An 18,900-nucleotide genomic window follows, 5' to 3' on the forward strand; every position below is an offset into this window, starting at 1 on the left:
CCCTCCGGCATTCCTGTTTTCAGGGAGACGCTCGTTGGCTTCGGTAGCCCTCACCCATCTCGATCCTGCCTCAAGGGCCGCCGCGCGCGGCTGGTCGGATCTGACCATCCGCAACGTGTTCATCATCCCGACGCTGGCGTTCCTGATCGTCTTCAACATCTTTCCGCTGATCTACTCGCTGGGCTATTCCTTCACGAACTTCGCAGCGAACCGCAGCGATCCCTGGCAGTTCGTCGGGCTGCAGAACTATCGCGAACTGCTTAGCGACGATCACATCTGGTCGAATTTCGTCACCACGGCGAAATACGTCATCGTCTCCGTGGCCGGCCAGATGATCGTCGGCTTTGGCCTCGCCCTGCTGCTCAATCGCAGCTTTCCGATGAAGGGCTTGATCACGACACTGCTGCTTTTGCCGATGATGATGTCGGCAGCGGTGGTCGGTCTGTTCTGGCAGTTGCTGTACAGCCCGTCCTGGGGGCCTATTAACTACGTCTTCGGTCTGGGCGACTTCGCCTGGCTCTCCAATCCCGACAGCGCTCTTTACGCCGTTGCGATCACCGACATCTGGATGTGGTCGCCGTTCGTCATGCTGCTCTCGCTTGCCGGCCTCTCTGCCGTGCCGCAGCATCTCTACGAGGCCGCCGCGATCGACCGCGCGGGTTGGTGGTACACCTTCACCCGCATCACCTTGCCGCTGGTCTCGCCGATCCTTTTGATCGCGCTGATCTTCCGCACCATGGAAGCCTTCAAGACCTTCGACATCGCCTACACGATGACGACCCAGCCGACCGCCGAGCTCATTGCGATCCGGCTCTACAAGCAGGCCTTCCAGCAGTGGGACACCGGCAAGTCCTGCGCGCTGGCCTATATCGTGCTGATCATGGTGCTGGCCATCACCAACCTCTACGTCAAGTACCTCAACAAGGTGAAGGAGCGTTGAGATGGCTGCAGTTCGTACAAGCAGCGAAATCGCGCTCAACCGCGTCGCCATCGTCTCGGTGCTGATCGCGACGCTGATCTTCCTGGCGCCGATCTACTGGATCGCCTCGACGGCGTTCAAGCCGAAAGAACTGGCGATCACCGTGCCGCCCACCGTGCTGTTCCAGCCGGAGGTCACGCCGTTCATCCGTCTGTTCACCAAGCGCGTGCAGATGCAGAAGGCCGTCGACCCGCAAGTCTACGAGGCCGCGCCTTGGTGGGAGAAGCGCATCTATGATGGCGGCGAGCGGGTGCTGAAGGTCGGCAAGGACGTGCAGCTTTCGCAGTATCCCAACCGGTTTATGAACAGCCTGATCGTGGCGATCATCAGCACGGTGCTCGCCGTCGGTATGGGAACATTCACAGCCTACGGCTTCTCCCGTTTCAAGATCGCCGGCGAGGCGGACCTGCTGTTCTTCATCCTATCGACGCGCATGCTGCCGCCGGTGGTTGTGGCGATCCCGATGTTCCTGATGTACCGGCTGGTCGGCCTCAACGATTCGCATATCGGGCTGATCATTCTCTACGTCGCCTTCAACCTGTCCTTCTCGGTCTGGCTGATGAAGGGCTTCATGGACGAGATCCCGAAGGAATATGAGGAGGCGGCGCTGGTCGACGGCTACACGCGCATGCAGGCCTTCTTCAAGATCGTGCTGCCGGAGGCTGCCACCGGCATCGCCGCCACCGCCGTCTTCTGCTTCATCACCGCCTGGAACGAGTATGCCTTCGCGCTGATCATGACCAACCGGCGTGCGCAAACCGCGCCGCCCTTCATCCCCAGCCAGATCGGTTCCGGTCTACCGGACTGGACCACGATCGCGGCGGGCACCTTCCTGTTCCTGTTGCCGGTCGCGATCTTCACCTTCCTGCTGCGCAACCACCTGCTTCGCGGCGTGACCTTCGGAGCGATCCGCAAATGAGCTTTCGCGCGGTCAATGAGAAGTACCTTTTGCCGGCTTCGCAGATACTCATGGTTCTGGGCATCGTCGCGCTCTGCCAACCGTGGAGCCTTGGCCTGCATTCCTATGGCGTGACGATCATCCTGATCGGGCTAATCGGCTTCAACGTCACCTCCAAAATCGCGCCGGAGCGCGCGGCGGAAACCGGCGCGGCGGCGCATGGGGGGGGCCCGGCAGTGACACAGATCGAACTTCGCGGCATCGAGAAATTCTTCGGCGCCGTCCAGGTCATCCACAATCTGAACCTTGCTATTGCCGACAACGAGTTCATCGTGCTGCTTGGCCAGTCCGGATGCGGCAAGACGACGACGCTGCGCGCGATAGCGGGGCTCGAGACGATCGACCAGGGCGACATCCTGATCGATGGCAAGCCGGTGCAGCACCTCAAGGCCGCCGACCGCGACATCGCAATGGTGTTCCAGTCGTTCTCGCTCTACCCACACATGACGGTGTTCGAGAACATCGCCTTTCCGTTGCGTGCAACGCGCATGGGCAGCGACGAGGTCGACAAGTCGGTTCGCGAGGTCGCCCGGGTCCTGCGCATCACCGACCTGCTCGGCAAGAAGCCGTCGGCGCTCTCCGGTGGCGACATGCAGCGCGTGGCGATCGGCCGCGCGCTGGTGCGGCGGCCGAAGGCGATGCTGATGGACGAGCCGATCGGTGCGCTTGACGCCAAGCTGCGCGAGGAGATGCGGGCCGAGATCAAGCGGCTGCACATCAAGCAGGGTTCGACCACGATCTACGTCACCCACGATCAGATCGAGGCAATGAGTCTCGCCGACCGCATCGTCATCATGCATGAGGGCTTCATCCAGCAGGTCGGTACGCCGGACGAGGTCTATTCGCACCCCGCCAATTTGTTCGTGGCCCAATTCGTCGGCAGTCCGGTGATGAACGTCGCCGACGCGAGCGTTGCCGACGCGGCCAGCGCCGCCACTGTGACGATCGGCGATGCGCCCGCGGGTTTCGAGTTCCCGCGTGAACTCTTGTCCAAGCTCAACGGCCACGCCGCCAATGGCGGGCTGACACTGGGCATCCGGCCCGAGGGCGTGCTCGTCCGGCGCGATGCCGCGCCCGGCTACATACCGGTCGAGGCGCATATCATCGAGCCGCTCGGCTCCTTCGACGTTGTCGACCTCAAGGTCGGCTCCAAGATGCTGCGCGCCCGCACCAAGGCCGGCTATGTCGCCGGCCCCGGCGAGAAGGTCCATGTCCGCATCGATCCAGAGCAGGCGCATTTCTTCGATACGGCAAGCGGCAAGTCATTGGGGGTGAGATTGTGATGGCCGGAGGACACGAAAGGCCAACGATTTGGCCTTTCGAACAATCGAACGCCCGGAGCCATAGCGGAGGGCAGACGCCCTCGAACAGAAATTGAGACGGTAACATGGCCCATATCGAACTGAAGAACATCACCAAGAAGTTCGGTGGCCACACCGCGCTGACAAGCCTCAACCTCGAAATCGCCGATGGCGAGTTCTTCGTGCTGCTGGGCGAGACGGGCGCCGGCAAGACGACGACGCTGCGGCTGATCGCAGGCCTTGAGAAGCCGAGCGAAGGCCAGGTTCTGATCGACGGTGTCGACGTCGCCGACTGGGGTGCGGCCGAGCGCGACGTGGCGCTGGTGCTGCAGCAGTACTCGCTCTATCCGCGCTACACGGTGCGGGAAAACCTTGAGTTTCCGCTGAAGCCGAAGATCCGCCGGCTGCCCGACGCCGAGATCAAGGATCGCGTCGATCGCGCCGCCCGCACACTGCGCATCGAGCATCTGCTCGACCGCAAGACCGACCGCCTGTCCGGCGGCGAGATGCAGCGCGTCTCGATCGGCCGCGCCATCGTGCGCAAGCCGCGCGTGTTCCTGATGGACGAGCCGCTGTCGGCGCTCGACGCCAAGCTGCGCGAGGCGCTGCGGACGGAACTGAAGAACCTGCAGATGCAGCTCGGCGCCACCTTCCTGTTCGTCACCCACGACCAGATCGAGGCGATGTCGATGGGCGACAAGGTCGGGGTCTTGAACCATGGCCGCATCATCCAGACCGGCACGCCGCATGAGATCTACAACAATCCGCGCGACACCTATGTGGCGAGCTTCGTCGGCTCGCCGCCGATGAACCTCATCGACGGCAAACTGGTGAACGGCCGCGCTGTGATGGCGCCGTTGAATTTCGAACTGCCCTTTTCAGGGGGAGCCAAGGCGAGTGCGGCGACCGATGGTCGCCCGCTCGTCTTCGGCATCCGTCCGGAGGATGTCTATCTCGAGAGCGGCGCTCCCGTCGAAGCGCGCGTCCACGATGTCGAGAACCATGGCGTGGAAAAGATCCTGACGCTTCGGGTCGGCGATACGACGCTGCGCGCCACGGTGCCGGCCAGGACCGATGTCGCCATCGAGCAGCCGGTGCGCTTTGCCTGGAACCCGGACAAGGTGGTGCTGTTCGACAAGGGCAGCGGGATAAGCCTGCGCCACGCGAGTTGAATGCAGCGGGATGCTGTTGCGGTCCGGTGCTCGACAAGCCGTCGCCGATACGCCATGCTTTCGCCTGCTTCAATGTCCGCCAGTCCGATAAGGGATAGCGCATGGTCAATGCAGTCACGCCCCAGGAGGCGGCCGACCGCCTTGCGATCCGCAACCTGATTGACGCCTATGCTCATTGCGCCGATCGACGGGACGCCAAAGGACAAATGGCGTTGTTCACGCAAGACACGGCATTTCACGTGTTCATGGACAGCCGGTCCGCCGAACCGACCTATGTCCTCCACGGCCGCGACGCTCTCGCGCCGGTTTTCGCCGACTTGAACCAGTATCAGGCGACCACGCATTTCAATGGCCAGAGCACGGTTCACCTCGACGGCGACCGGGCAAGTGGCGAAAGTTACTGCATTGCGCATCACCTGACGGTGAAGGGGGAGAACCGAACCCTGATGCTGGCCTCGATCCGCTATCTCGACCAATTCGTCAACCTGGACGGCGCCTGGCTCTTTGCCGAACGCAAATTGATGGTCGACTGGACGGAGACACGCAACGCGCAACCTTGAGCGGCGTTATCCGGCCTGGCGGATGTCGGCCTGTTCCTCGGCGCGCAGATGGCTGGGCGCCGAGCCGATGACACGCTTGAAGGCACGGCTGAAGGCGGCGTCCGATTCATAGCCGAGGCGGGCGGCAACGACGGAGATTTTCATGCGGTCGCGGACCAGCCATTGCCGCGCCTGATGCATCCTGACCTGGGTGACATATCTTGCCGGCGTTTCGCCGACGATGGTGGCGAAACGCTCGGCGAAGCCCGAGCGCGAAGCACCCATCATGCGGGCGAGCGACTCGACCGTCCAGTCATGGTCCGGTTCGAGATGGATGGCGGCCAACACGCGGCCGATGTCGCGGTCCCTGACGGCGGCGATCCAGCCGGAGGAGTCGCCGCAGCCGCGTTCGACCCATGAGCGGATGACTGTGGCGGCCAGCACGTCGGCCAGCCGCGCCAGAATGCCGCCGGAGCCGACGCGCTCCATCGTCACTTCGCGCGCCATCGATTCCAGCAGATGCGGAATGCCCGGCTCATAGGCCTCCAGCTCATGTGTACGCATCACATCCGGCATCATGCCGAGCAGGGGATGCAAGCCGTCAAGATTGAAGTACATGCTGCCGCAGAACAACAGGGTTCCCGGCCGGCAGCACTCCGACATGCCTTCGTTCGACATGCAGTAGACGTCTTTGCAAACCTCCTCGACTTCATAGCCGTGGATCGGCAAAGCCTGCGCGCCGGGTTCGCTGGCAAGCACATGGGCCGCACCTCGCGGCAGCAGGATCGCATCGCCGGCATTGATCTCCACCCATTCGCCGGACGGCTGCTTCAGCCAGCAGCCTTTGCGGCCGATGAAATGAAACCGTGCCGCCGGCTGGGCCGGGAATTGGATGCCCCAGGGCTCCTTCAGCTCGAAGCGGCCATATTCGACGCCGTCGAGGCGCAGGCCGCGCAATATGTCCGTCAGCGGGTCGCCGGTGATCGGAATTTTGGACGAACGGTCAAACATAATGGGGTTTCTAGCATGGAAACTCCAGACCGTCACTCCCTATGTTGCAGTGCAGCCAAATGTTGCGCCGCAAACAAGCCGGAGATCAGCCCCATAGCCAAGCCATCACGGCAAGGCATGGAACGGGTGGAGCCCCCGGCCGGTCATTCCCTATGTGGCGCTGCAAACAGATCGGAGACTGACCATGGCCGAACCCGCGACTGATGTCATCGACGCCGCACTTCTGAACCCCGCAGACAATGATGAACGAACCGAGCCGGCATGGGGTGCCGTGGTCTCGCTGGCGCTCGGGGTGTTCGGCCTCGTCACCGCCGAATTCCTGCCCGCCAGCCTGCTGACGCCGATGGCACGCGATCTCGGCGTCACCGAAGGTGTCGCCGGGCAAGCGGTGACCGCGACCGCAATTGTCGGTGCCATTGCCGCACCCACCATGGCGATCATCACAAGGCGCATGGACCGCAGGCTGGTGATGTGGATGCTGACCTCGTTCCTCATCCTGTCCAATCTCCTGGCCACCTTTGCCTCGTCGCTGCCCATGCTTCTGCTGGCCCGCGTCGTGCTTGGTGTAGCGCTGGGCGGCTTCTGGGCGATGTCGGCGGCCATGGCGCTGCGGCTGGTGCCGATGCGGCTCATGCCGCGCGCCATGTCGATCATCCTGACTGGCGTTTCACTGGCCACCGTCACCGCCGCGCCGGTCGGCGCCTATGTCGGCGACATCTGGGGATGGCGCACGGCGTTCATGATCGCGACCATCGTCGGTGCCCTGGCGCTGCTGGTGCAATTGGCCACCATTCCGAAGCTGCCGCCAATGGGTGTCGCGAGCTTCCGCACCTTGCTCGATGTGCTGGAGCGGCCGTCGATCCGGGTGGCCCTGCTGGTCGTGCTGCTGGTCGCATCGGGGCACTTTGCCGGCTTCACCTATGTGCGCCCCTTCCTCGAAAAGGTGCCGGTGCTCCACATCGAGACGATCTCGCTGGTGCTGCTGGCCTATGGCATAGGCGGTTTCTTCGGCAATATCGCCGGCGGCTTCCTGGCTGAGCGCAACCTCAAGATAGCCGTGGCGCTGGCGCCGCTGCTGATTGCGCTCGCGGCCGCCTCGATGCTGATCTTCGGCGCTTCGCCGGCGATCGCCGCGGCTGCCGTCGCCGCCTGGGGCTTTGCCTTCGGCGCGGTGCCGGTCGGGCTGCAGAGCTGGCTGGTGCGGGCGGCGCCCGACCAGGCCGAAAGCGCCGGCGGGCTGATGGTGGCGACCTTCCAGGTGGCGATTGCGCTGGGCGCCGTCTTCGGCGGCCTGCTGGTCGACCATGCCGGCGTGGCCAGCGCCTTCGCCTATTGCGGCGCCGCAACACTGCTTGCGGCCATCGTGGTGTTCCTGCGCGGCCCGAAGCAGGCCGAATAGTCTTTCATCACCGATCTATCCAGCGGCCCGGGAACCGTCATGGTTTTCGGGCCGCTGTCTTGGGATGGCGGCAACGAATGCATGGCAGCCCGATGTGGCGGCATACCGTTGGCTTTAGACCGCGCGCCCGTCGAAATCGAAGACCGATAAGGTGGACGGGTCGAGATCGGCGACGCAGTTGAGGTTGATATAGGCGCTGCGTTCGCCGCCTTCGCGGACATCTTCCGCAAAGGGGTGGATGCCGCAAGTGCGGCAGAAGCGGTGTGCGATGGCGTGGTTGCCGAATTTATAGGTGCCCAGATCATCGCCCCAGGCCAGGACCGTCAGGTCCTCATGCGGGATGGCACACAAGAGCGCGCCCTTGCGCGAACAGATCGAACAATTGCACCTGATGGCACCGGTCAGCTCCGCCTTGAATTGGAAGGCGACCTTGCCGCAGTGGCAGCTGCCTTTGTACAGCATCAGCATCTTCCTATGGCTGGCAGGTGCAAAGGCACGCTGGCCGGGTTATCCCTTCCGCAAGCCAAACCGGCTGCTTGCCTTAAAGACGCTCTACCTCGGCGGAGTCCGACATCGATATGCAATCAGTCCGCGATTATCTCGAAATCATCCTGTCACGCCTTGCCAATCGTGCGGCCGACGAGAAGGTCTTCACCAAGCTCTATGCCGAGGCCGCGCGGGCCGCGGCTGACGCCAGTGACGCCCGCAGCCGAGCCGGCGTGACGCTTGGACCGCTCGACGGCACCATCGTCTCGATCAAGGATCTCTTCGATGTCGCGGGCGAGGCGACCACGGCCGGCTCGCTGATGCTTCGGACCGCCGCACCCGCGCTGCGCGATGCGGCCATCGTCAGCCGGCTGCGGCAGGCCGGCGCGGTCATTATCGGCAAGACCAACATGACCGAATTCGCCTTCACCGCGATCGGCGACAACATGCATTACGGCACGCCCGGCAATGCCGCCGATGCCAGCCGCATTCCGGGTGGTTCGTCCTCAGGCGCCGGCGTTTCCGTGGGCGAGGGGACGAGCGACATCTCGATCGGTTCCGACACTGGCGGGTCGATCCGCATTCCGGCGGCGCTCAATGGTGTCGTCGGCTTCAAGCCGACGGCGCGGCGCGTGCCGTTGACCGGCGCCTTTCCATTGTCCGCGACACTGGATTCGATCGGGCCGCTGGCTCTGAGCGTTGCTGCATGTGCGGTTGCAGACGCTGCGATGGCCGGAGAGGAACCGCCGCCGCTGCATCTGCCGCTCCCGCTTGCCGGGCTTCGTGTCGGGATTCCGCGCGGCCGTCTTTTCGAAGACACTGAAAGCGAGATCAGCGCGGCCTTCGATCGCAGCCTTGCCAAGATCGAGCGGACAGGGGCGCGGTTGGTGGAAATATCGATCGACGACTTCATTGCCGATATGCGGACCGTCACCAAACGTGGCTCGATCGCTTCCATGGAAGGAGCCGAGATCCATGCCGACTGGTTGGCGACGGGCGCATCTGTCCCCGTCGATCCGCATGTCAGCGGACCGTTGTCGCGGGCGGCGATGCTGCCGGCGCCGGTCTATATCAGGGCCCTGCGCCGCCGCAGCGCGCTCGTCGCCGCCATGGATGAGCGGTTGACATCGGTCGATGTGCTGGCTCTGCCGACCACGCCGGTGACGGCGCCGACCATCGTTTCCATGAGCGAGGATGACGAATTGCGCGACCACGTCGAAGGCCTGCTGCTGCGCAACACGCAGGTCGCCAACCAGTTCGACCTCTGCGCGATCTCGTTGCCAATGCCCGATATGGCCCTGCCGGCCGGACTGATGTTGGTGGCTCGCAACGGCCATGACCGGCATCTGCTGCGGATAGCCGCGGAAGTGGAGAGCCTGTTCTGACGAGCAGTGTCCCTCAGATCGGCAATCAGTGCGCCACGCAGCGCCTGCGCTCGTCTTTATCAGACGCGCGTTCGATACGGGTAACGACCAGCATGGGCGGTTCGTTCGGCTCACCGCGATGTTGGATCGATCCTCTGACGACGAGCTTTCCCGCGTAGAGGTTGTCGGAAGTATCGGGTGCGGCTCTGTCTTGCAGCGGCAATTCGGTTGTGTTTAGCGCCAGGCCCTTTATGATCTTTCCGGTGGCTAGGTCGAGTGCATTGCCCGACGGGCAGGGGGCTTTGGCGCAGACAATCCCATTGCTGCAATAGACATAATCGCTGCCTTGTGCCGCAGCGAGCGACGGCAAGGCCGCGATCGAACATGCGGCAAGACCGAGAATTGCAAGGCGAAGACCGGACATGGCCGCACCGTCGCGGAGAATTGGGGCGAAACCGCGATTGCTATATGTCGAGCGGAAACCGTTGCCGGTAATGATCGACCACGTCCGGATTGCGCAGATTGACCGGCAGTTTTCCGGCCAGCACCAGTAAGGCTTCACCGGCCGCGCCGACGCCCATGCGCATCATCGATTCCTCGGTAATGCCTGCCATATGCGGGGTGATGATGACGTTGTCGAAGCCGAAATAGGGATGGTTTGAGGGCAGCGGCTGCGTCGAAAACACGTCGAGTGCTGCACCGCCGATGCGGCGTTCCTGCAAGGCCTCGATCAGGGCGTCGTCGTCGACCACCGGCCCACGCGAAACGTTGATCAGCAGCGCGTTGGGTTTCATGCGGGCGATGCGCTCACGGCTGATCAGGCCGCGCGTCTCCGGCGTCAGCGGACAGCAGAGCACGATGATGTCGCTCTGCTCGACCAGGGCGTCGATCGACAGGAAGCCAACCTTCTCCGGCGCCGGCTGCATGCTGCGCGTCGTTGCCACCACTTTCAGGTCGAAGCCGTGCGCGGCGATATGGCCGACGGCCTGGCCGACGGCGCCAAGGCCGACAATGCCGATGGTTTTGCCGGCGAGCTCGATGTTGGAATTGGCGTGCTCGCGTCCGGCGAGCCAGCCTTTGGCGCGCAGGTCGCGGTCGACCCTGCGGAATTGCCGCAGCAGCGCAAGTGCGGTGAACATGACATGTTCCGCCACCGAGCGCGCATTGACCGCCGGCACGTTGGCCACCAGCACGCCGGCGGCCGCCGCCGCCTCCATCGGGATCATGTCGAGCCCAGCGCCATGGCGGATGGCAGCCCTCAGCTTCCAGGCGCCCTCGAACAGTGTTGGCGGCAGTGGCGCGCGCACGATGACGATGTCGGCATCCTTCGCCTCCCTGGCCAAGGTGGCAGGATCGAGCGCCGATGCGATCACAAGCTGGCCGGCGCCGGCGAGCCTGGCCGAAGCACGTGGGTGCAGCGGATGGGTCGACAGGATCTTTGGCACGGTCTGGGCCACGATCAGGCCTTTTCGAGTAAGGCGCTCGCGGGCGCAACCGCCTTGCCGCCCTCGATCAGGCCCTTCCAGTAGCTCTCCGCGCCTTGCAGATGGGCGCTCATCAACGCCTGGGCGAGATTGCCATCACGGCGCAGCAGCGCCTCGTAGATCTGCACATGCTCGGCATGAGAACGCACGCTGCGTTCGGGATCGTTGAAGTAGATCGGCAGGCGCTGTTCGCCCATCAGGTAGTAGACGCTGCAGATGTTGTGGAAGACGCTATTCTTGGTGGCGCGCACGATCTCGAGATGAAATTCGCGGTCCTCCTTGGCTAGGCCTTCGCCGGCGGCGATGCGTTCCTCGGAAGCCTTGAGGATTTCGCGCAGCCGCTCGAAATTCTCCTCGGTGGCACGTGAGCAGGCCAGTTCGGCGGCCTTGATCTCATGGATCTTGCGCAATTCGACCGTTTCATAGATCTGCAAGGGATCAAGCGGCAGGCCAGCCCGCGCGAACAGCGCCAGCGCTTCGACGCTCGCCTGCTTGGTGTCGATGTAGATGCCGGATTTGGCGCGGCGCTCGACGATGCGCATGGCTTCCAGGATGGCCAGCGCCTCGCGGATCTGGCCGCGGCTGACACCGAAATGCTCCGCCAGTTCACGCTCCGACGGGGTGCGGCCGGTCTCGCTGTCCGAGTGGGAGAACAGATAGGCGGCGAGTTCGGCGAGAAGGTTCTTTTCTTTCATCGTCAATTGCGTTGCGCGTGCGCCTCCAGGAATCGCTCCGAAACGGTGAATCCCAATCCGGGCTTTTCCGGGATCGCTATCATACCGTCCCTTGCTTCGACAGTCTCTTCGATCAGATCGTGGATCATCGGGTTGGCGCCGAGCGAATATTCGACCGTGAAACTCGACGGCGAGGCGGCGCAGACATGCAAGCCGGCGAAGAAGCAGGGCGCGCCGGCCCACAAATGCGGCGCAAAGCGCAGATTGAAAGCGCTGGCGATGGTGCCGATCTTCATCGCTTCGCTGATGCCGCCACAGAAGGCAGGATCAGGCTGGAAGATATCGGCTGATTTGAGCACGGCGAGGTCGCGGAAAGCATAGCGCGTCGCCTCGCTTTCGCCGGTGGCGATCGGCACGGCGCCGGAGGCGCGCACTTCCGCCATGCCCGGCTTGTCGTCGGCGATCACAGGTTCCTCGAACCAGGCGAGATCGAGGTCGCTGACGAGATGGATGAAGCGTTTGGCTTCGGCAACCGTATAGGTGCCGTGGGCGTCGACCATCAGCTCGACATCGGGGCCGAGCGCCTGGCGCGCGGCGCGGACACGGGCGGCGGAATATGTGCGGCGCCATCCATGGCGCCGACCCGCATCTTCAGCGCCTTGAAGCCGCCCCGGGCGATGTAGGATTTCAACTGTTCGCCGATGGCATCGGCGGCTGCCCAGCCGCCCGAGGCATAGGCCTGCATGCGATCGACCTTGCGGCCGCCGAGCAGCCGCCAGACCGGTTGGCCGAGCGACTTGCCGAGGATGTCCCACAGCGCGATGTCGACGGCGCTGATGGCGGCGATGCTCATGCCGCGCCGCGCAAGTTGCGGCATGGCGTGGCCGGCGCGCGCGGCAGTGTCGTGGCGCACGCCATTGTAGAGCATCTCCCAGATGATGCCGATATCGGCCGGATCGCGGCCGATCAGCTGCGGCCCGACCTCATGGTTCAGCATATGGACAAGGGCGCCGTAGCTGCCGGCGCTGCCGGCGGCGTTCTTGCCTTCGCCCCAGCCGACGAGCCCGTCATCAGTCTCGATGCGCAGGATGGCGGCGTCGAAGGTCGTCACCTGGCCGAAGTCGCTGCGATGTTGCTTCGCGGCTTCGATCGGGATGCGGACCCACCAGGCTTGGACGGTCTTGATGCGCATGTTTTTCCCCAGCCCTGCCGCCCGTCAGGGCGGAAGGGCAAATTTCCCGGAAGCAGTCGACTACTTGATCAGCGGCAGCAGCGTTTCGGCGGTGATGCGCATCTGGTCGGTGTAGAATTTTTCGGTGAGCACGCTGGAGCCGTGATCCTGGATGAACTTCAGCTGCTCCGGCGAGATATCGACCGGGTGGCGCTCGACCATTTCGGGATAGGGCGCTGCCGGCGTGCGGTCTACCGGGGCGACGAACTCGTTGGTCAGCGCGCCGTCGTAGCCGACTTCCTTCAAGGTGGCGACGATCCTGGGCCAGTCGATCTGGCCGAGGCCGGCGGCGAAGCGGTTGTTGTCGGCGACATGGAAGTCGAACAGGCGCTTGCCGACCTGACGGATGGCGTCATGGACGTTAAATTCCTCCATATGGATGTGGTAGGCGTCGAGGCACACGCCGCATTCGGGGCTGACCGCGTCGGCCAGCGCCAGCGCCTGGGCACCGCGGTTGAACAGATAGGTCTCGAAGCGATTGAGCGGCTCGACGGCGATCTTGACGCCGACCTTCTTGGCGTGGGTGAAGCACTCGCGGGTCGCATCGACCACCCACTTCCATTCCTCTTCCTCGGTACCGTCAGGCACCACCTTGCCGACGGTCGCGGGGACAAGGGTGATGATCTCGCCATCGAGTTCGCTGACCATGGTCAGCACGTCCTTGACGTATTGCACCGAGCGCTCGCGCTGTCCCTGGTTCTTGGCGGCAAGGTTGCGTTCGCCCAGCATCAAGGTCACCGCACCCCAGCAGCGGATGCCATGCTCCTTCAAGAGCGCCCGCGTCTCCTTGGTCTTGTACTGCTCGGGCTCGCCGGAAATCTCGATCGACTCATAGCCGAATTTCTTGATGCGCTTCAGCGTCACCTCCAACGGCTCCGCGCGCATCCAGTTGTGCGTCGAAAGATGCATGGTCTGTCCTTCCCAAATTCGTCCGTATGGTTTGCCTGCGACATGCATCGCCAAAAGGCGACGCAGGGTTCCTCCCCAAGGCATCCCCAGCCTTTTTCTCGCAAACTGGTTCGACCAATTGGGCTTGAAGTGAGGTCTACAGCAAATTCCGGGGAACGGCAAGAAGTGCGGCAGCGCAACTTTTTGTGCGAATTATTCCATTGATTGTATTGCGATATATGTCGATATTTCTGGTATGCCGAGGGCTTTGAAGATGCATTGCGGGGCTTGACCAAATTCCGCTATTTGGTAATACCAGAATGGCAATGCCTGCAAAGCGCCCGGTGCGAAAAGACCAAAATGGCTGGCCCTGCTTCCAATCGGCGCTATGCTTGGTCGCGACACAATGAGGGAGGATGCCGATGCCGACGACAATGAAGGGCCCTGGACTGTTTCTGGCGCAGTTCGCGGGTGATGCAGCGCCATTCAATTCGCTGGCCTCGATCACCAAATGGGCCGCCGGTCTCGGTTATAAAGGCGTGCAGATCCCGACCTGGGACGCGCGCCTGTTCGATCTCAAGAAAGCAGCCTCTTCCAAGGCCTATTGCGACGAGGTGAAGGGCATCTGTGCCGATGCCGGCGTCGAGATCACGGAATTGTCGACGCATCTGCAGGGGCAGTTGGTGGCGGTGCACCCTGCCTATGACGCCCAGATGGATGGCTTCGCGCCGGCCTCGGTCCACAACAATCCGAAGGCGCGGCAGAAATGGGCGGTCGAGCAGATGAAGTTCGGCGCCAAGGCTTCGCGCAATCTCGGGCTGAATGCTTCGGTGTCGTTCACGGGCTCGCTGGCTTTCCCTTACCTCTATCCCTTCCCGCAGCGGCCGGCCGGACTGATCGAGGAGGCCTTTGGCGAACTCGGCAAACGCTGGAAGCCGATCCTCGATGTCTATGAAGACAATGGCGTCGATGTCGGTTACGAAATTCACCCCTCTGAGGACGTGTTCGACGGCGCGACCTTCGAGATGTTCCTCGACGCGGTCGGCGGCCATAAGCGCTGCAACATCAACTACGACCCGTCGCACTTCCTCTTGCAGCAGCTCGACTATCTCGAATTCATCGACATCTATCACGAGCGTATCAAGGCGTTCCACGTCAAGGACGCCGAGTTCAACCCGACCGGGCGGCAAGGCGTCTATTCCGGCTATCAGAGCTGGACCAACCGTGCCGGACGCTTCCGTTCGCTCGGTGATGGGCAGGTGGATTTCGGCGGCATCTTCTCCAAGCTGACGCAGTACAATTATGGTTCCTGGGCGGTGTTGGAATGGGAGTGCTGCCTGAAGCATCCCGAAGACGGCGCGGCCGAAGGGGCGCCTTTCATCCAGCATCACATCATCCGCGTGACGGAAAGGGCATTCGACGATTTTGCCAGCGGCACCACGGACAAGAAGCTGCTGCGCGCGATGATGGGTATCTGACACGACTTATCCTTCCCCTCGAGGGGAGGGTGGCCCGAAGGGCCGGGTGGGGTTCAGGCCGAGCTCTGCCCTCTACGACCCCACTCGATCCGCCGCGCGGGATCGACCTCCCCTCAAGAGGGAGGTAACAGCCAGGAGAAAAAGCATGGTCGGCGCATCGAAGTCGGAAACGGGAGGCGGCCCGATCCGCTATGGCATGGTCGGCGGCGGGCAAGGCGCCTTCATCGGGGCGGTGCACCGGATCGCGGCACGCTTGGACAATGAGTTCGTGCTGGTGGCCGGTGCGCTGTCGGCGAATCCCGAGCGCGCCAAGGCGTCGGCCGCCGAACTCGGGCTCGATCCGGACCGCAGCTACGCCTCCTATGCCGAGATGGCCAAGGCCGAGGCCAAGCGCCCTGACGGTATCGAGGCGGTGGCGATCGTCACGCCGAACAATGTGCACGTACCGGCAGCCAAGGCTTTTCTCGAGGCCGGCATCCACGTGATCTGCGACAAGCCGCTGGCGACGACGCTGGCCGAGGCGAAGAAGCTCGCGGCGATCGTCGAGAAGACCGGCAAGGTGTTCGTGCTCACCCACAACTACACCGCCTATCCGATGGTACGGCAGGCGCGCGAAATGGTGGCCAAGGGCGTGCTTGGCGACATCCGCATCGTGCAGTCGGAATATCCGCAGGACTGGCTGACCGAGGATCTCGCCGCCACCGGCCAGAAGCAGGCCTCGTGGCGTGGCGATCCCAAGCAGGCGGGTGCTGGCGGCGCGCTGGGCGACATCGGCACCCATGCCTACAATCTCGCCCGCTTCGTCTCCGGGTTGGAACTGGATTCCCTGTCGGCCGATCTCGATGCCTTCGTGCCGGGGCGGCTGCTCGACGACAATGTCAACGTCATGCTGCGCTTCAAGCCCACTGGCAAGACGCATCCGGCCAAGGGCATGATCTGGGCCAGCCAGGTGGCGCCCGGCCATGAGAACGGGCTGAAGCTGCGCATCTATGGCTCGAAGGGCGGGCTGGAATGGGTGCAGGCCGATCCGAACTACCTCTGGTACACGCCATTCGGCCAACCCAAGCAACTGATCACCCGCAACGGCGCCGGCGCGCTGCCGGTGGCGGGCCGTGTCAGCCGTGTGCCGTCAGGCCACCCGGAGGGCTATCTCGAAGGTTTCGCCAACATCTATCAGGAAGCGGCACGCGCCATTCGTGCGGCACGCAAGAAGGGTGGCAAGCCGGCAAAGGATGTGGTCTTCCCGACCATCGAGGATGGCGTCGAGGGCATGGCCTTCATCGAGGCCTGTGTGAAGTCTTCGAAGAAGAATGGAGCGTGGACCAAGCTTTAAAACAAAAATGATCCGGGGGGATCAAACGGGGGGGGGGGCGTCGATGAAAATCGGCATGTGCATGTTCTTATGGACGACCAGCGTCTCGAAAAAGCACGAGCCGTTGCTTCGCGACATCAAGGCGACCGGCTTCGACGGCGTCGAGATTCCGGTCTTCGCCGGCACGCCGGACGATTATAAAAAGCTCGGCGACCTGCTCGATCGCATCGGGCTGGAGCGGACCGCGGTCTCGGCGATGGGTGATCCCTCGATGAACCTGATCTCGCCGGATGCGGCAACGCGCAAGGCCGGTATCGCCTACATGAAATGGGCGATTGATTGCGCCGATGCACTTGGCGCCAGGACGCTCAGCGGACCGTTGCATTCGACGCTCGGCGCCTTCTCCGGCAGCGGTCCGACGCCCGCCGAGAAGAACCGTTCCGTCGCCTCGCAGCGCGCCATCGGCGACCATGCCGGCATGCGGAACGTGACCATCGGGCTGGAGGCGCTGAACCGCTTCGAATGCTATCTGTTCAACACGATGGCGGACCTGTCGGAGCACATCGACGCGATCGGCCGGCCGCACATCAAGGCGATGTACGACACCTTTCATGCCAATATCGAGGAGGCCGACCCGATCGCGGCCTACACGAAGCACCGCAGGAATGTCGTGCACATCCATATTTCGGAGAACGACCGTGGCGTGCCGGGGCGTGGCAACATTCCGTGGGCGGAGACGTTCGCGGCGATCCGCAAGAGCGGCTATGACGACTGGTTGACGATCGAGTCGTTTGGACGTTCGCTGAAGGATTTGGCGGCGGCGACGAAGGTGTGGCGCGATTTTTCCGAGAGCCCGGAAGCGGTTTATCGCGAGGGGTACAAGCATATCAGGAATGGGTGGAAGAAGGCGGCTTAGGCGCCCTGATCGGGTGCGTCGGTGACCCTTGGCGCGAGGCGAGACGATGATTGCGCTTGGTCCATTTTGTATTTGCGTTTGTGGCTATTGCCAAGTGGTTCTCCACTCCGTCTCGGCTTCGCCGAGCCACCTCTCCCCCTCCGGAGGGAGAGGAAAGGGGAGCCTGGTGGCTGAGGAGAGGAAGAAAGCCTCGGCCTAGGGGGACAGGCGTCGGCTCGGACAGCCTGGCGCTTTTCCTCTACCCCGTCGATCGGGGGAGAGGTGTCGAGCGCAGCTCGACGGAGTGGGGGTCGACCCTTGGCGCGGCACTAAACCATGCCCGCGCTTACGCGTCACAAGGTTAACCCTGCTCGGCCTGGATCCTGTTGTAGTCGTGGATCGTCCGGCTCAGCCGGCGGCGCAGGAAATTCGAGATGTTGTCGAAGATGAAGACGACCAGCAGGATCAGCAGCACCATGTAGAAGACGTTGGCCCAGTTGGAGTTGGTGCGCATCGCTTCCCACAGTTTCAGGCCGATGCCGCCGGCGCCGACGGCGCCGATGATGGTAGCGCCGCGGGTGTTGGATTCCCACTGGTAAAGCGTCTGGCTGATGAAGACCGGGATGACTTCCGGCATCACGCCGTAGCGCTGCACCAGGAGGCCGTTGGCGCCGGTCGACAGCACACCTTCGCGCGGCTTGTCGTCGATGTTTTCCAGCGCCTCGGAATAGGTTTTGCCGAGCGTGCCGATCTCGGTGAAGAAGATCGCGGCACTGCCGGCCAGCGGACCGGGGCCGAAGGCGCGGGTGAAGAACAGCGCCCAGATCAGCATATCCACCGAGCGCATGAAGTCGAAGAAGCGCTTCAGCACCTGGCTGAGCACGCCGCTCGGCGTGATGTTGCGGGCGGCGAAGAAGGCAAGCGGGAAGGCGACGATGCCGCCGAGCAGCGTGCCCAGAAACGCCATGACGATGGTCTGCAAAAGCTTCGTCCAGACGTCGCCGTGCTGCCACTGGGCGTTGTTCCAGATGTTTTCGCCGGCCAGTGCGAGGTTCGAGGTGCCCGGCTTCAGCTCGGGACCGGACACGATCAGCGAGACCACTTCTCCCGCTGATTTTCCGAAGAAGGGCGAGCGTGTGTCGAAGACGAAATTCGCCCAGCCGAGGAAGCGCTTGCGCACCTTGACGCGGTCGACGGTGACGCGCACCTCGCCGACGAAGCCCATCTTGGCGACCACCTCGTCATCATGCGCGGTGATCCAGTCCGGTACCGGCCCTGTGACCACCGGCTTGCCGCTGGTCAGCGCAACCGGCACCGTCTCGCCATTGGCCACGATCGTCGCCTGCGCCTTGTCGAAGGTGACGGATTTCGCTGGACCATCGATCAGCACGGTGAAGGTGCCGTCCGGATTCTTGATCACCCAGTCGGGGTTCGGGTTTTCGCCAAGCGCGGAAAAGCGCGGGTATTTTGGCGTGATCTCAGGCTGGTCGAGGCGGAACTCGGGCTGCAAATCGTAGCTGATCCACTGTGTCAGGAACAGCGGCAGACGCTCCCAGTGTGATTCCCGCAGAACTTGCGGCAGGCTGAAGAACCACAGGACATAGATGAGGTAAGTCAGGATGCCGACGAACAGGAAGAGCGGCGCAAAGCGTTTGTACAGCGGCCGCCGGAACACCTGGGGATAGCGCTCCTCGATCGACAGCATCTCCTCGGCGGTCATCGTCGCCAT

17 protein-coding genes and 1 pseudogene are annotated in these 18,900 nt (G+C 63.2%); 10 read left to right on the plus strand and 8 right to left on the minus strand.

The genetic code is table 11. From position 1 onward, the window contains the following. The first annotated feature begins 34 nt into the window (after nt 1-34). The 5 genes from AC0V8S_RS09670 (at nt 35) to AC0V8S_RS09690 (ending at nt 4,970) form a co-directional block, all read left to right on the plus strand. Entirely contained in the window at nt 35-940 is a 906-nt protein-coding gene (locus tag AC0V8S_RS09670) for a carbohydrate ABC transporter permease (RefSeq protein ID WP_475437531.1), read from the plus strand. A 1-nt stretch (nt 941) separates the two neighbouring features. After that, complete coding sequence (locus tag AC0V8S_RS09675; protein ID WP_183463291.1) at nt 942-1,898, plus strand: carbohydrate ABC transporter permease; 957 nt, start codon at nt 942-944, stop codon at nt 1,896-1,898. Nucleotides 1,899-2,113: 215 nt separating this feature from the next. Then, nucleotides 2,114-3,220 (plus strand): ABC transporter ATP-binding protein, encoded by a 1,107-nt coding sequence (locus AC0V8S_RS09680; RefSeq protein ID WP_475438595.1) that lies wholly within the window; start codon nt 2,114-2,116, stop codon nt 3,218-3,220. A gap of 104 nt (nt 3,221-3,324) precedes the next feature. Next, nucleotides 3,325-4,410 (plus strand): ABC transporter ATP-binding protein, encoded by a 1,086-nt coding sequence (locus tag AC0V8S_RS09685; protein WP_475437532.1) that lies wholly within the window; start codon nt 3,325-3,327, stop codon nt 4,408-4,410. A 101-nt stretch (nt 4,411-4,511) separates the two neighbouring features. After that, nucleotides 4,512-4,970, plus strand: a complete 459-nt coding sequence (locus AC0V8S_RS09690) for a nuclear transport factor 2 family protein (protein WP_475437533.1) — start codon at nt 4,512-4,514, stop codon at nt 4,968-4,970. A gap of 6 nt (nt 4,971-4,976) precedes the next feature. Here AC0V8S_RS09690 and AC0V8S_RS09695 read toward each other — a convergent pair whose 3' ends face one another. Then, entirely contained in the window at nt 4,977-5,960 is a 984-nt protein-coding gene (locus tag AC0V8S_RS09695) for an AraC family transcriptional regulator (RefSeq protein ID WP_475437534.1), read from the minus strand. 184 nt (nt 5,961-6,144) lie between these two features. Between AC0V8S_RS09695 and AC0V8S_RS09700 the strand changes: the two genes are divergently transcribed. Next, nucleotides 6,145-7,359 (plus strand): MFS transporter, encoded by a 1,215-nt coding sequence (locus AC0V8S_RS09700; RefSeq protein WP_475437535.1) that lies wholly within the window; start codon nt 6,145-6,147, stop codon nt 7,357-7,359. A gap of 114 nt (nt 7,360-7,473) precedes the next feature. Here the strand turns inward: AC0V8S_RS09700 and AC0V8S_RS09705 are convergent, their stop codons facing one another. Then, entirely contained in the window at nt 7,474-7,821 is a 348-nt protein-coding gene (locus AC0V8S_RS09705) for a GFA family protein (protein WP_475437536.1), read from the minus strand. 116 nt (nt 7,822-7,937) lie between these two features. Here AC0V8S_RS09705 and AC0V8S_RS09710 point away from each other — a divergent pair, with 116 nt between their 5' ends. Further along, on the plus strand, nt 7,938-9,230 hold the full coding sequence (locus AC0V8S_RS09710) for an amidase (RefSeq protein ID WP_475437537.1): 1,293 nt from the start codon (nt 7,938-7,940) through the stop codon (nt 9,228-9,230). 25 nt (nt 9,231-9,255) lie between these two features. On the opposite strand, the gene AC0V8S_RS09715 is transcribed toward AC0V8S_RS09710, so the two are convergent. The 5 genes and pseudogenes from AC0V8S_RS09715 to AC0V8S_RS09735 all read right to left on the minus strand — a co-directional run bounded on the left by AC0V8S_RS09715 (nt 9,256) and on the right by AC0V8S_RS09735 (nt 13,507). Further along, the gene (locus AC0V8S_RS09715) at nt 9,256-9,771 is read right to left on the minus strand and encodes a hypothetical protein (protein ID WP_475438774.1); all 516 of its coding nucleotides are present in this window, start codon (nt 9,769-9,771) and stop codon (nt 9,256-9,258) included. Then, nucleotides 9,674-10,666, minus strand: a complete 993-nt coding sequence (locus tag AC0V8S_RS09720; RefSeq protein ID WP_475437538.1) for a hydroxyacid dehydrogenase — start codon at nt 10,664-10,666, stop codon at nt 9,674-9,676. Before AC0V8S_RS09720 ends, AC0V8S_RS09715 begins: the two co-directional genes overlap by 98 nt. A gap of 2 nt (nt 10,667-10,668) precedes the next feature. Continuing rightward, nucleotides 10,669-11,388: a FadR/GntR family transcriptional regulator gene (locus tag AC0V8S_RS09725; RefSeq protein ID WP_475437539.1), complete on the minus strand. Its 720-nt coding sequence runs from the start codon at nt 11,386-11,388 to the stop codon at nt 10,669-10,671. A gap of 2 nt (nt 11,389-11,390) precedes the next feature. Continuing rightward, nucleotides 11,391-12,559, minus strand: a pseudogene (locus AC0V8S_RS09730) (mandelate racemase/muconate lactonizing enzyme family protein). A gap of 60 nt (nt 12,560-12,619) precedes the next feature. Beyond that, nucleotides 12,620-13,507: a sugar phosphate isomerase/epimerase family protein gene (locus AC0V8S_RS09735; protein WP_183463272.1), complete on the minus strand. Its 888-nt coding sequence runs from the start codon at nt 13,505-13,507 to the stop codon at nt 12,620-12,622. A 401-nt stretch (nt 13,508-13,908) separates the two neighbouring features. Between AC0V8S_RS09735 and AC0V8S_RS09740 the strand changes: the two genes are divergently transcribed. The 3 genes from AC0V8S_RS09740 (at nt 13,909) to AC0V8S_RS09750 (ending at nt 17,192) form a co-directional block, all read left to right on the plus strand. After that, nucleotides 13,909-14,964, plus strand: coding sequence for a sugar phosphate isomerase/epimerase family protein (locus tag AC0V8S_RS09740; protein ID WP_475437540.1), 1,056 nt, complete (start codon nt 13,909-13,911; stop codon nt 14,962-14,964). A gap of 145 nt (nt 14,965-15,109) precedes the next feature. Then, on the plus strand, nt 15,110-16,297 hold the full coding sequence (locus tag AC0V8S_RS09745; RefSeq protein WP_475437541.1) for a Gfo/Idh/MocA family protein: 1,188 nt from the start codon (nt 15,110-15,112) through the stop codon (nt 16,295-16,297). A 43-nt stretch (nt 16,298-16,340) separates the two neighbouring features. Further along, a complete protein-coding gene (locus AC0V8S_RS09750) occupies nt 16,341-17,192 on the plus strand; it encodes a sugar phosphate isomerase/epimerase family protein (protein WP_475437542.1) in 852 nt (283 codons plus the stop codon). A gap of 340 nt (nt 17,193-17,532) precedes the next feature. Here the strand turns inward: AC0V8S_RS09750 and phnE are convergent, their stop codons facing one another. Next, a complete protein-coding gene (phnE, locus tag AC0V8S_RS09755; RefSeq protein ID WP_475437543.1) occupies nt 17,533-18,900 on the minus strand; it encodes a phosphonate ABC transporter, permease protein PhnE in 1,368 nt (455 codons plus the stop codon).

The sequence above is a fragment of the Mesorhizobium oxytropidicola genome (assembly GCF_056174625.1).

Bases quoted from the DNA above. Each gene is read 5' to 3' on its own strand.
- AC0V8S_RS09685 (WP_475437532.1), top strand. From the start codon at position 3,325: ATGGCCCATATCGAACTGAAGAACATCACCAAGAAGTTCGGTGGCCAC.
- AC0V8S_RS09740 (WP_475437540.1), top strand. From the start codon at position 13,909: ATGCCGACGACAATGAAGGGCCCTGGACTGTTTCTGGCGCAGTTCGCG.
- AC0V8S_RS09735 (WP_183463272.1), bottom strand. From the start codon at position 13,507: ATGCATCTTTCGACGCACAACTGGATGCGCGCGGAGCCGTTGGAGGTG.
- AC0V8S_RS09710 (WP_475437537.1), top strand. From the start codon at position 7,938: ATGCAATCAGTCCGCGATTATCTCGAAATCATCCTGTCACGCCTTGCC.
- AC0V8S_RS09705 (WP_475437536.1), bottom strand. From the start codon at position 7,821: ATGCTGTACAAAGGCAGCTGCCACTGCGGCAAGGTCGCCTTCCAATTC.
- AC0V8S_RS09695 (WP_475437534.1), bottom strand. From the start codon at position 5,960: ATGTTTGACCGTTCGTCCAAAATTCCGATCACCGGCGACCCGCTGACG.
- AC0V8S_RS09725 (WP_475437539.1), bottom strand. From the start codon at position 11,388: ATGAAAGAAAAGAACCTTCTCGCCGAACTCGCCGCCTATCTGTTCTCC.
- AC0V8S_RS09700 (WP_475437535.1), top strand. From the start codon at position 6,145: ATGGCCGAACCCGCGACTGATGTCATCGACGCCGCACTTCTGAACCCC.
- phnE (WP_475437543.1), bottom strand. From the start codon at position 18,900: ATGGCGACGATGACCGCCGAGGAGATGCTGTCGATCGAGGAGCGCTAT.
- AC0V8S_RS09690 (WP_475437533.1), top strand. From the start codon at position 4,512: ATGGTCAATGCAGTCACGCCCCAGGAGGCGGCCGACCGCCTTGCGATC.
- AC0V8S_RS09675 (WP_183463291.1), top strand. From the start codon at position 942: ATGGCTGCAGTTCGTACAAGCAGCGAAATCGCGCTCAACCGCGTCGCC.
- AC0V8S_RS09750 (WP_475437542.1), top strand. From the start codon at position 16,341: ATGAAAATCGGCATGTGCATGTTCTTATGGACGACCAGCGTCTCGAAA.
- AC0V8S_RS09745 (WP_475437541.1), top strand. From the start codon at position 15,110: ATGGTCGGCGCATCGAAGTCGGAAACGGGAGGCGGCCCGATCCGCTAT.